This window comes from Microcoleus sp. S28C3 (genome assembly GCF_036700785.1).
Classification (GTDB): domain Bacteria; phylum Cyanobacteriota; class Cyanobacteriia; order Cyanobacteriales; family Microcoleaceae; genus Microcoleus; species Microcoleus asticus.
Genome location: NZ_JAUBPO010000070.1, coordinates 1 through 11,711, shown reverse-complemented (window position 1 = coordinate 11,711; position 11,711 = coordinate 1). Strand labels below are relative to the sequence as shown.

The 11,711-nt window shown below is 46.7% G+C and carries 14 protein-coding genes and 1 tRNA gene; 5 read left to right on the top strand and 10 right to left on the bottom strand.

Annotated features, from left to right (window positions below):
• The first annotated feature begins 108 nt into the window (after positions 1 to 108).
• Both QUA13_RS20300 and QUA13_RS20295 read left to right on the top strand, forming a co-directional pair.
• Complete coding sequence (locus QUA13_RS20300) at positions 109 to 912, top strand: SDR family NAD(P)-dependent oxidoreductase (protein WP_333201358.1); 804 nt, start codon at positions 109 to 111, stop codon at positions 910 to 912.
• A 358-nt stretch (positions 913 to 1,270) separates the two neighbouring features.
• Positions 1,271 to 2,263, top strand: coding sequence for a sugar-binding transcriptional regulator (locus QUA13_RS20295; protein ID WP_333201356.1), 993 nt, complete (start codon positions 1,271 to 1,273; stop codon positions 2,261 to 2,263).
• A gap of 273 nt (positions 2,264 to 2,536) precedes the next feature.
• On the opposite strand, the gene QUA13_RS20290 is transcribed toward QUA13_RS20295, so the two are convergent.
• From QUA13_RS20290 to QUA13_RS32830, 3 genes are all read right to left on the bottom strand, one after another.
• Entirely contained in the window at positions 2,537 to 3,283 is a 747-nt protein-coding gene (locus tag QUA13_RS20290) for an HAD family phosphatase (RefSeq protein WP_333201354.1), read from the bottom strand.
• Positions 3,258 to 4,769, bottom strand: a complete 1,512-nt coding sequence (locus tag QUA13_RS20285) for a mannitol dehydrogenase family protein (RefSeq protein WP_333201352.1) — start codon at positions 4,767 to 4,769, stop codon at positions 3,258 to 3,260. Before QUA13_RS20285 ends, QUA13_RS20290 begins: the two co-directional genes overlap by 26 nt.
• Before the next feature lie 924 nt (positions 4,770 to 5,693).
• On the bottom strand, positions 5,694 to 5,912 hold the full coding sequence (locus QUA13_RS32830) for a Uma2 family endonuclease (protein ID WP_445242735.1): 219 nt from the start codon (positions 5,910 to 5,912) through the stop codon (positions 5,694 to 5,696).
• A gap of 119 nt (positions 5,913 to 6,031) precedes the next feature.
• Between QUA13_RS32830 and QUA13_RS20280 the strand changes: the two genes are divergently transcribed.
• The gene (locus tag QUA13_RS20280) at positions 6,032 to 6,154 is read left to right on the top strand and encodes a GIY-YIG nuclease family protein (protein WP_333201350.1); all 123 of its coding nucleotides are present in this window, start codon (positions 6,032 to 6,034) and stop codon (positions 6,152 to 6,154) included.
• A gap of 82 nt (positions 6,155 to 6,236) precedes the next feature.
• On the opposite strand, the gene QUA13_RS20275 is transcribed toward QUA13_RS20280, so the two are convergent.
• The 5 genes from QUA13_RS20275 to QUA13_RS20255 form a co-directional block, all read right to left on the bottom strand.
• Positions 6,237 to 6,317, bottom strand: a complete 81-nt coding sequence (locus tag QUA13_RS20275) for a hypothetical protein (RefSeq protein WP_333201406.1) — start codon at positions 6,315 to 6,317, stop codon at positions 6,237 to 6,239.
• Between the two features lie 214 nt (positions 6,318 to 6,531).
• Positions 6,532 to 6,909 (bottom strand): hypothetical protein, encoded by a 378-nt coding sequence (locus QUA13_RS20270; RefSeq protein ID WP_333201348.1) that lies wholly within the window; start codon positions 6,907 to 6,909, stop codon positions 6,532 to 6,534.
• Between the two features lie 174 nt (positions 6,910 to 7,083).
• Entirely contained in the window at positions 7,084 to 8,163 is a 1,080-nt protein-coding gene (gene ygfZ, locus QUA13_RS20265) for a CAF17-like 4Fe-4S cluster assembly/insertion protein YgfZ (protein ID WP_333201404.1), read from the bottom strand.
• An 87-nt stretch (positions 8,164 to 8,250) separates the two neighbouring features.
• The gene (locus QUA13_RS20260; RefSeq protein WP_333201346.1) at positions 8,251 to 8,634 is read right to left on the bottom strand and encodes a hypothetical protein; all 384 of its coding nucleotides are present in this window, start codon (positions 8,632 to 8,634) and stop codon (positions 8,251 to 8,253) included.
• 192 nt (positions 8,635 to 8,826) lie between these two features.
• A tRNA-Val gene (locus QUA13_RS20255) sits at positions 8,827 to 8,898 on the bottom strand.
• Positions 8,899 to 8,970: 72 nt separating this feature from the next.
• Between QUA13_RS20255 and QUA13_RS20250 the strand changes: the two genes are divergently transcribed.
• Together QUA13_RS20250 and mazG are read left to right on the top strand one after the other, a co-directional pair.
• Positions 8,971 to 9,561 carry a metal-binding protein gene (locus tag QUA13_RS20250; RefSeq protein WP_333201344.1) on the top strand — a complete coding sequence of 197 codons (591 nt, stop codon included), beginning with the start codon at positions 8,971 to 8,973 and terminating at the stop codon, positions 9,559 to 9,561.
• 6 nt (positions 9,562 to 9,567) lie between these two features.
• Positions 9,568 to 10,407, top strand: a complete 840-nt coding sequence (gene mazG, locus QUA13_RS20245; protein WP_333201342.1) for a nucleoside triphosphate pyrophosphohydrolase — start codon at positions 9,568 to 9,570, stop codon at positions 10,405 to 10,407.
• Between the two features lie 11 nt (positions 10,408 to 10,418).
• On the opposite strand, the gene QUA13_RS20240 is transcribed toward mazG, so the two are convergent.
• Both QUA13_RS20240 and iscB read right to left on the bottom strand, forming a co-directional pair.
• Positions 10,419 to 10,547: a hypothetical protein gene (locus QUA13_RS20240; RefSeq protein ID WP_333201340.1), complete on the bottom strand. Its 129-nt coding sequence runs from the start codon at positions 10,545 to 10,547 to the stop codon at positions 10,419 to 10,421.
• Entirely contained in the window at positions 10,537 to 11,640 is a 1,104-nt protein-coding gene (iscB, locus tag QUA13_RS20235) for an RNA-guided endonuclease IscB (protein WP_333201338.1), read from the bottom strand. The genes QUA13_RS20240 and iscB overlap by 11 nt, the downstream gene beginning before the upstream one ends.
• Between the last annotated feature and the right edge of the window lie 71 nt (positions 11,641 to 11,711).

Here is an 11,711-nt window from a genome sequence, read left to right as displayed (position 1 = left end):
TTATGCCTAATATTGAGCGATTGCTCAATAATTGAATTATACTAAGTAACCTTAAATACTGAACACTTCAAGAGTATTTGCAACATATATTCACAAGGGGTTAAAGATATGACAGGTAGAGCAAGCTATGACTTTGCTGGTAAAACGATTCTGATTACGGGCGGTGCTGGTGATATTGGTCGGGCTACCGCACAGCGTTTTGCCGCAGATGGTGCGGGTGTAGTAATCCTAGACTTAAACGAAGCGAAGATGGCAGAGGTTGCTCGCGAATTGGAAGCCTATAAAATTCCAGTTGCTACCTTTAGCTGCAATGTCACCAATTCTGATGACGTTGGTCAAGCCTTTTCTGGTGCTGTAGAGCAATTTGGGCGGATCGATTATGTTTTCAACAATGCGGGTTATCAAGGAGTGTTTGCCAAAACCGACGAGTATCCCGAGGAGGATTTTCAAAAGGTCATTGACATCAATGTTGTCGGAGTTTTTCACGTCCTCAAGGCGGCGGCACAACACCTACGCAAATCTGGTGGAGGAGCGATCGTCAATATGGCAAGCCATGCAGGAGTAGTTGGTCCTCCAAATATGCTCGCCTACTCAGCCTCGAAGTTTGCCGTAATTGGGATAACTCAGACAGCAGCAAAAGACTTGGCTGCCTACCACATTCGGGTTAATGCCGTCTCGCCTGCGCTGATTGGTCCGGGCGTGATGTGGACGCGGCAGACTGAATTGCAGGCGGGTGTAGGCTCACAGTATTTTGATGCCGATCCTAAAGTAGTAGAACAGCAAATGATTAATTCAGTACCGATGCGGCGTTTGGGGAGCCTTGAAGAAGTTGCTAACGGTGTAGCATTTCTCATGAGCGAGGAGGCAAGCTACATTACAGGGTTTAACTTGGACCTGACTGGCGGACTCTAGGGAAAACGGTAAGTTGTTGTGCATCTAAGTTACATATTGAACTAATCGATTTAAGGGAAAATGAACAGGGTGAAAGGTAAAAGAGAAAACCTTTTCCCCTTCGCCTTTAACCTTTTTCCCATGAGTGCATATTGCTTTCTTAAATGTGTGCCAGCTTATTACTAAGTTAGCAATGTTGTCAGCCTCCTGGATTGGTGCTGCAATGTTTTGCTGCCTTGGAGTTTTTTAAGACCACTTTCCTTAACGTATTATGTAATAATGTATAGAAAGCGAGTTGAGCAAAAAATCCCTCTTTGAGCAGATACTCAATTATAGAGATCTACTCCTTAGGGGGATGCAACCTTCCTATAAGTGGAATATGAAAGAAGCCTTCTTAGAGCGGCGCGATGCCAGCAAAGCTGGCTTGCCCCTTCGGACTCGCAAGTTAGACCAGGCAGCTCACGCTGCTTGGCTGTACTACATTGCTGGGAACACACAGGAAGAGATTGCGGCAAAGCTGAACGTGTCCCGGCAGGCGGCACAGCGTTTGGTCGCACTAGCGGTGAGTGAAAAACTGATCAAATTTCGGCTCGATTATCCCCTGCGTGAGTGTATTGCTCTAGCTGAATCACTCAGAGACAAATTTGAACTATCGTTTTGTGAAGTGGTTCCAAGCGATGCAGGGAGCGGCGATACCTTGAACGGACTTGCTGTATGTGCTGCCAATCACTTAGAGACGTATCTTGTTGCTAAAACTCCAACAATCCTGGCATTTTCCACGGGTCGTACTTTGCGATCGATGGTGGAACAGATCCCATCCATGCAGCAACCTCAGCATAAGATTGTCTCAATTGTTGGGAATATGTCTCACTATGGGCGTGCGGGTCGTTATGAAGTGGTGATGCACTTGTCCGATCGCATTGGTTCGCAGGCGTATCCAGTGCCTACTCCGGTTGTAGCGACCAGTATTGAAGAACGAGAACTCTTGCAGACTCAGCGATCGTTTATCACCGTAAAAACCCTTGCAGAGCAAGCAAAAGCAACGTTTGTCGGGATTAGCCCAATTGATTGGAATGCACCGTTACATCAAGACGGCTTTATCAACGACGATGAAGTGACCCAATTAATGGAACTGGGGGCAGTTGGGGAGATTGCAGGTTGGGCATACGATCGTCAAGGAGTCTTGATTCAATGTGTAACTAACAGCCGAGTTGCCGGTGTACCGCTCGAACAACCTGCTCAACGGCTGATTATTGGTGTAGCAGGAGGTGTGAAAAAAGTGGAGTCAATTTTGGCGGCTCTGCATGGGAAGTTAATTACGGGACTGATCACCGACGAAGTTGTCGCCCAAGCTATTCTTGAGAATATCTAACTTTTCAGGGGTTGCCGAGTTGTTGGTGGTTGAGTTTTTTTTGCGGTTGACGATTCTAAGGCTATTTCATCGATGGTTTCGGCGTTTAGTTAAGCCGTTTGTGTTTGATTTGGTGTTAGATAGGAACTTGTCTTATTCGCAGGTGTTGAGTCTGAACCAAGGGTGGATTCAGAAGGTGAAGCGTTCGATGGCTGAGAATTCTTGATATTCAGCAACGCGATTTTTCACCATCCTAACTAAGGGCATCAAGCGATCGCCTGATGCCCGGTGTCTTTAGACTGGGGTTGCTGATAATAGGCCGATAAGATCGTGCATCCGATCGATAACTTGCAGGGCACCAGCCGACTGAAGACCATCTGCACGGCTTTTTCGTTCATCCTCGCTGATATGAGTTCCCCCTACATAACCGATAATCTGCCCAATCCCAGCGGCAACGGCAGCCCTTACCCCACTGAGAGAATCTTCAACTGCCACGCAACCGGAAACTTCTGCGTCCAGACACTTCACTGCATATAGGTAGATGTCAGGAAGTGGCTTGGGCCGGGGAACGGGGAGAGAGTCGTGAGCGCTAAATATCTGCTCGCTGGGGAAATAGTCGGTCAGGGCTGCAGAAGTAAGGCAAGCACTCAGCCGCTGTAAGCTGCTGTTACTTACAAGTGCATATTCAAATCCTTCGTCGCGCAGGTAAGACAGCACTTCGGGCGTTCCTTCTGTCGCTTTTGCCTCTATAGTCAGCCGTTGAATCGCTCTCTTTTCTTCTTCAGCCACTAGCCTGTCAATATCGCGCTCATTAAGACTGGTTAATGAGTCTGGGTAGAGCTTTTTGAGTATTTCCCTGTAGGGTTTCCCGGCGAAGCTTTTAACAAAGTCCTCAAGCTCATAGTATTGAGCGCCAGGGAACTCACGAGCCACTTCATTTGTCAGCCTCCATGCGCTCTCAAGTGCTATGGTTTCACTATCAACAACAGTTCCGTCATGATCGAAAAGCACCACCTTAGGATGCTGATAAAGCGGTTTCATTTAAAATGCCTCCCTCACTGTAATTTTTAAGCGTAGTCAATAGTCCGTGGGTCTGGATATCTCGCAAAGCTTGTTGGCATTCATTATCTACGACCTGTGTGTGTTCGCAATTCTCTAATCCCAGAATCCCGCTAATTACTGCGCCTTCTTGAATCGCTGTAATTGCGCTTTGGGTATCCTTGGCATGATAGGGTTGACCAGACTCGCACGCCTCTTCTCTGACTGCAAGCAGCCACGCAGCCACGGGAAGTATAATCCGCTTCATGCTGACATTTAGGCTATAAGCATCCTGAAGTATCGGAAATATATACTTGCCTATTTTCCTACAGGTTTCTGAAGAGATTCTCTCAGTAGTATCGGGAAGATCTTCGTTACTCAGCCTTAGTAACACCTGCTCCATATATTGTTCGCACATCTGGCGAGGCACTGGTGTTGCTGCGGCGATATCGTCCATGAGAAGCCGAGTAAACAACTGGAATTCCGGTAGCGCGATCGCCTCGTGCATATACTCTATACCTGCTCTTACAGCTAAACAGGCTATGAAGGAGTGTACTGCATTCAAGAATCTCGACTTCATATACAGAAAGGGAGTGATGTCGCTAGTCATAATCACCCCCGTATCTTCCCACTTGGGTCGATCGCCTGTGAAGTTGTCTTCCACCACAAACTGCCAAAATGGTTCCGTTACAATCGGTGCGCGATCGCGAACTTGCAACAGTCGGCTGGGGTAGTTATAGTCTGATTCCTGTTCTTGAGGCACAATCCTGTCTACAACCGAATTAGGGAACACCGCGCTATCCCTGATGTATTCTGCAAGCTGAGGATCGATCGAGTGAGCGTAAGCTAGCACTGCTTTTCGCAGGATCTCCCCGTTTCTTGGGAGGTTGTCGCAAGAAAGAGTGGTGAACGGGGTCATTGAGCGATCGCGTCGTCGGCGTAGCGCCTCTACTATAAAGCCAATTGCAGTTGTGGGAGTGGAAGGATTTCGCAGATCGTGCGCGATGTCTTCATTCGCTGTGTCGAGGTTAAAATTCTTGTCTAGATGGTAGCCTCCTTGAGTAATTGTCAGAGTCACCAGATGCACAGAGGGAGACGCCATCTTTTCAAGCACATACTCGCACTTCTCTCTACCATTAACGATTTCCCTGATAGAACCTATAACTTCCGCTTCCTCACGATTTTGAGCGCAACTAGAGTGTTTGGTCAAAGTGTAAAGGAATCTCTGCGGTTTCAACCTAGTAATGGTCTGTTGACTCTTGAGGCTAACCCCACAAATCCCCCATCTCTGCTCTTGGGAATCCTTCTGTGCAAGATAGTTATGTATTATGCAGGCTAGGTGGCCCCTAAAAAAACGACCAGGCCCGAAATGGACGATACCAGTCTTAAGCGCCCTCCTGTCGTAAGGTGACTGTTCTCTCCACAAACCAGTTACAGTACCGAAGCGAGAACTTGAAGAAACACTGGGCGGTCTGAGTAAGTTAACCATGAGATTTCTTAAATAAGTTTGATAAGGTAAAATGAAAATTGGTCAGTCTGGGTATACCCAATGACCTACAAGCAACACAAATGTCTCAAACTGCGAAAATTTCGGGTATCCTTTGTGCCATCTACAAAGAAGCGTATTACCACATGGTAATTAGGGTGTGACAGATAGAGCAGAGAAAGAAAAAATCAGGTAAACCTAATTAATAATCAAAGCTCAATTGGTCATTAACCTGAAGTAAGGCACAAGAGTACGCGACCTACTGCAACTTTGTTCAACTTTGGCAAGTGCGTAAGCCGAATGTATGTGCTATAAGGCGCAAATAGAGTGCTTTTAATTCTGGCTTTAGATTCCCCAATAACTCTGTAGACTTTGATGTTATTTCCCTCGGTTGCTGCTATCCTCCGCCTTCAGGAGAATCTACAAACAATTCTTTAGAGGTACTTAAAACAACAGGGTAATTAGGGTCTGACAGCTAGAACAGAGACAGAAGAAATCAGGTAAACTTAATTAAGTATCTAAAGATCGAGCAGTCATTAACCTGAAGTAAGGCACAAGACTACGCCACATACTGCCACTTTGTTTAGCTTGGACAAGTGGGTAAGTCGAATGTCTTTCCTATAAGGCGCAGATAGACTGCTTTTAAATTATGCCTTTAGATTACCTAATAGCTCTGTATACTTTGTATGTTATTTACCTTGGTCGCTGCTATCATCTGTCTTCAGGAGAATCTACCAATAATTCTTTAGACGGAGTTATAACCACAATCAAGTGTATACTTCGCTACAAGCAGTTAATTTAGAGTTAGGCGTTTGTGTAGCAAGCGTCCAAAAAACAACGCTTGCCTTGAAAAATCCTGTCTGTAGCGGATGGCTGATACAGCATTGCAAGTCCGTTTCAGTCTGTCCATAAATTTTAAAAATTTCCTCACTCACAACAGGGATCTGCACTGCTGTTGAGCAAATCCTCCACAGACACCTGACAATCTGGAAATGCCAAAGGTGCGATTAAATCCGACTCGACCAACACAACCGCGCTAGCATAACACTCTGCCCCTGGCTCCGGAAACACATACAATCCACGGGCATTGATATCTAGAATCCAATACTCCCTGATTCCTGACTGAGCATAAGCAGGGGCTTTCAATTCCCTGTTAGTTAAGTTAGATTGCTCCGTAGATGTTGCCCGCGCGCAAGAGTTATCTTGTTTGGACGAACGGCGGGCTGAATTGAATATTTACCGCGCACAATTGAGGCGCATCAAGAGTGAATTCGCTCTACTTTCATGAGGTAAAAGCTGACGGCAACAGCTTCTATAAAATTGGAATTACGACTCGACTAATTGAAAAACGGATAGCCGAAGTGCAGCGGGATGTGAGAGTCCATTAGTCAGAGGTTGCCATCAACTTGCTGGGATTGTGGGAACACCGAGCGAATGTGGAACTGTACTTCAAATACCGCTACAAAGCGTTTAATTATCGCGAGGCGCTCTCGCCAGGAACGCAAAGGTAGTGTTTGGTGGCCAGCGGTAGTAGGTGCTATTAACTTCCACGGTTTGATAGTGCTGGATATAGCGCGATCGAGCTCTTTGCGAGGCGATAGCTGGTGGGGATGAAGCACACCTTCCCAATAGTCGTAGCTCCAACCTGAAGTGCCAATGTGAACAATCAAATCCGGGTTCGGATCTGGAAATCGCTACTACACAAACTTTCGCCCCAGCAGAGAGGGACTAAAAATTTGATATTTGAAAACTGGATGCGATTGAATTAGTTGGCTCGATCGCTGCTACCTCGATCTGTAGCTTTTTCTGCTGCTTCCCGTGCCGGCGTAACTGCTTCGCCCACGTTATTTTTTACCGATTTTATAAATTTTTTGGTACTGGGGGCAATGGGTTGGTCGAGATTCAACTTTTCTCGGATATTGTCAAGTACACCACTGGCATCCTTCTCTGTATCGCTTGTTGGCTGCCGATCGGGACGGGCAACTTCGTAAGACGTAGCTTCAGGGGTTAAAGGTGTAGCGATCGCTTGCATATTGTTGCCCGACAATTGCAATTCGGAGCTAAAAATCAGCGCTATTCCTACAGCAAAGATTATTCCTACTCGCAGGCAAGTTGTAACTAAGCGCGATGTAAACTTTTTCATTGAAAAACTCTGTTTTTTCTGTGACGACTGTAATACAGAATAATTGCTGTTGTTGGTTTGCAAATCTATCTAAAGATAGGACTTGGGGCCAATTTATGGTGTTAGCATCCTTCCCAAATCAACCTCAACAAAAAAGTTTTTGGCGCTGCGGCGCCAACAGGCGACCGAGCGCAACTACGAACTCAAGAAAGGTACATTTACTATTTCCCCTGACACCGATCCGACTTGCACTTTCAGCCCTTCGCCGCCCGCTTTTGTGCGGATGTAAGCAAGACCAAAAAAGCCGGATTCAGTTTCGGCAATGCTGGTGAGTTTGCCGACTTTTTCCTCTCCGATTGTGACTGCTGTACCGGGTTCAACCGCACCGCTCAACTGCAAACCCCAAAGTTGCTGTTTGACTCCTTTGTAGGTGTTCAACCGGGCAATTGTTTCTTGACCGATGTAGCAGCCTTTGTCATAGGTAATCGTGTGTAAAAGGCGGGCTTCTAAGGGGTTGTAATCGTCTGTGAGTTCAAAATCGGGGGCGGGGCGGCCTTGTTCGATTCGCAGTTGTTCCCAAACTCGATCGCCCATCGGTACGGCCCCAGCTTTGACTAATTCCTTCCACAAGTTGGCTGCATCGCTTGCTGGCGCAATTAACGTGTATCCGGGAGTTGCTAAACCGCTACCCACCGCAACTCGAACCCCCCCTTCATCCCCCCCTTGGTAAGGGGGGGAAAGAGGGGGGGGTTTTATCAATTTGTGAGTAGCGTAAGGTTGATTTTCTAGTTCGGTAACTCCGATTTTTTCTAATAGTTGAGTGCTTTCCGGGCCGAGGATACTGAAAGCCACAGTTGTATCGGTTAAATCTGTTAATTCTACCCGATCCATTGGGAAAATATAGCGATCGAGCAATTCCAGGAGTTGGCGGCGGCGGTTGGGCGAAACTAACAGCAGTACGGCATCTTCTGTCGCGTAAGCGGTGGCGAGGTCGATCGTCCGGGCGGTGGAAGTCACGAAAACGGTGTCGCAACCTTGACCGGGTTTGAGTATATTAAAGTTATTGGTACTTTGATTGTGCAAGAACCGCAGGCGATCGCTATCTGAGATTTGAATGCGTCCCCAGTGAGTGCGATCGTACAAAGCCGCACCTTGTTTCGTTGCTGCGATCGCTTCTGCGTCATTACCAAAACTGACAGGCACAATTTCTTTGGTTGTTAACTCTGCAAAAGTAGCACCGGCCGCTGCTTGAATGTCGTGCAATTCTTGAATCAGCATAAATTTTTTTTAACTGTTGACTGTTGACTGTTGACTGATGAATGATGACTTTTAACTACTGCTTTCCTGTCAACTGACAAATGACTATTTGCTCAAATTGGCGAATATTTCTTGTATTAATTGACTGGCTTTGGCATCAAGACGATTCCAATCTACATCGCCCGTGTCATCCTCAATCAAGCTAGTGTCAATTACGACTTCCTGGCTTTGCAGTTGAGTGTGGGCGGGCTGGTAGTTGACAAAGCAGACTCGATAGCAAAGTTCCCAAATATCGACCGATCTTTGCTCGCCTTGATTCTCTAAAATTAGTTGATAGCCCGGAATCGGAATCTGCACTTCTTGATAAGTGCCCGTCCAAACTGACTCTTCTAATTGTTTGCGGATGTTGTCGAGCACTCGGATCATCGCTGGCTGCATGAGAAGTTCAGCTTGCTGCCACGCGATCGGGCTAGTTATTTTAGGTTTCATATACACGGTTCTAAAAAAGAAAATCAATAAATTCATTTTCTAGCATTGCGTGCCAACTTTTGAGACATCCGCCACAGAATGTTAAATTTAGTCGTCACCAAATTCACAAGTCAACAGTCAACAGCAAAAGTTAAAGCCGTTCTCGGCTTGACGGCTAAAAACGGCTGAAACTGTTGATATTGAGTTATCCGATGGGCGATGTAGGATTTGAACCTACGGCATCCTGCGTGTAAAGCAGGCGCTCTACCACTGAGCTAATCGCCCAATTGCACTCACAGGGATTTATCATATCACAGTAACTCAGAAAGATCAAGTAAAAAAAATCCTAAACTTTAAATGCCCTCTGGCCGCACCCACGATCGAATAACCCTGTGGAGTTTGCCCGCTGTGGCCGCCCTCACGTTTGGCCAGACTCAGAGCAGCAACCTGACTTTGCTTGTTTCCGGCAGTTTCTTATTCGGCGGGCTGATGTTTGGCCCCGACTTGGATATCTATTCTTGCCAGTATCAGCGCTGGGGATGGTTCAAACTGATTTGGCTCCCATACCAAAAAAACCTGCGCCACCGCTCTTTGCTGTCCCACGGCCCTCTAATTGGCACTGCTTTGCGAATCTTTTACCTGACTACCTGGATCGCGGTTTTTGGGATACTGGGATTGGTAATTGCCGAAAAAATTGGCCCCCCTGGGTGGACTTGGGAGGATGTGGTTTTAGGTTGTTGGCGATCGCTCTGTCAACACCCCCTCGAATTTTTAGCTGTGTACGTCGGCTTAGAATTCGGCGCCATGAGCCACTATCTCAGCGATTGGGGCGGCTCTGCTTACAAAAGATTCAAAAAGCAAGAATTGAAAGAGTTACGACCGCCAAGCTCCATTAAGAAGCGCAAACGCAAACCTCGCAGCCGCACATCTAGCAAATCTAAAAGGTAAATTCCGATGTCTAATTTCCACAGTCGATCGCTCGCAGCACTCGAAGAACTGATAGAAGTTGTGGCTAAATTGCGATCGCCAGACGGCGGATGTCCTTGGGATTTAGCCCAAACTCCCCAAACTCTAATTCCTCACATCATCGAAGAAGCTTATGAAACCGCCGACGCGATTCGCAAAGGAGATAAAGATGCGATCGTCGAAGAATTAGGCGATTTACTGTTACAGGTAATTCTGCAAGCTCAAATTGCCAGCGAATCCAATCAGTTTACCTTCGCCGAAATAGCAGCAGGCATCACAGAAAAACTAATTCGGCGACATCCCCACGTCTTCGGCGATGTCGAACTCAACAGCGTCGATGAAGTCAACGAAAACTGGGAAAAAATCAAAGCAGCAGAAAAAGGCACGACTTCGGAAAAGCCGCCAACTTTAGCCTCGAAAATGAGCCGTTATGCCAGCACTTTGCCGCCGATCGCCGCCGGGATGAAAATCTCTCAAAAAGCTGCGGAAGTGAGTTTTGATTGGGACAATGTAGAGGGCGTTTGGGATAAATTTCACGAAGAAATGGCAGAATTTGAACACGCTCTCAAACACGAGGATAAGGCAGCGCAGCAGTCTGAATTGGGAGATATTATGTTTGTGTTGATTCAATTAGCTCGCTGGTACGATTTAGATCCGTCGGCTGCTTTGCAAGGAACAAACGATCGCTTCGTGCAGCGGTTTGCAAAGGTAGAGGCTGCGTGCGATCGACCTTTGTCAGATTATGCCCCAGAAGAGTTAGAATCTCTGTGGCAGCAAGCTAAAGCTTTAATTGCTAAACAAAAGGGCGATCGGGACGGAGGAAGTTAACGGCCAGCAATCTACTCGTAAAGCTTCGCGTCATTGTACGGCGGATGTTCGCAGGCGATATAAAGCGCATTTGTCGGTTCCAGGGCTTCCCCTGTGACCGGATCGATCGCTACGCCTCTAATCGCTGATTCATTGGACATTTGTGGAAAACGCATACATATACCCATCGTTGCGGTGGATTGATTTACAGTATTTATGACGCACTGGGCTAACCTTGCCGAGTGGCGTTCTCATTTCAAAAACTCCGCTTTCTCTAACCGTCAGCCTGCCGACGTGAGTGCCTGCAAACTTCCCAAAGGGAAGAATTGCACTTACCATGTCACCTGTCCCAAACCCAAAAAACGTTTTGCACCGCGTTCTGTGCTTGACAGGAAATCCGTATTTATTGGTTGTACACATTTGACGACTGCCCCATCCTTTAGCTGCAATTAACAACGGTTGCTCGGTGAAAACTTGCAGCACTTCTACGTTTCCTACACAAGCTGCATCCAGCCAATGAGTTTTAGGTAGTCCTAAACGAGTGCGGTTGTACTTTGTTTTACCTCCTGTTGAAACTTCTATTGGCAATCCTGTTTGTTTAAGTTGTTGGAACAATGCCCAGCGGGTTGAATTCACAGCAGTCGCATCTTTCAAAGGTTGTGAGGCCTGTTTCAAAATACGGGACAGGATGTCAGGCTTTTTGTCCAAGAAATCCCGAATATCTTGATTGCCTTTGGCTTGGTTGCACCCACGACAGGCAAGGGTAAGATTGGAAACGCGATCGCTTCCCCCTTTTGATTTTGGGTGGATATGTTCTACCTCTAAAGGTAGGTTTTCAACACCGCAATAGGCACATTTTCTCCCCCACTTCGCTAACAAGTATTCTCTGACTTCATAACCCGCAAGTTCCCCTTGCTGATACTCCTTGCCGGATATTTCAGGATTCTGCATTGCGAATAGGTCAAACTTAACTAACTCTTGGGACACACCTGTGATTGGGACATATCGACGGATGCGGTTGACCCAAGTCACGATGTTTTTCACCCTGGATTCTAAGCTTGGTGGCAACCATCCAGGCTTTCGAGTACGGTTCAGAAAACGTGGTTTGCGGTAACGAGTTTTGCGCTTACGGCGATTGCGACGAATGGCGCGACGTGACTCTAAGTCATTTTTAATTTGTTGCCCGCGATGGGTCAACTCAGCACCCCAGAGAACTTGATAAGCTGTTGCACATTTAAACTGTGATATAAGCATTACCCTTATTTTTGATTTTGCGACTCCATTTAATTATTAATTGCCCTTCATTTAAGAGGCGGTGCAATAAA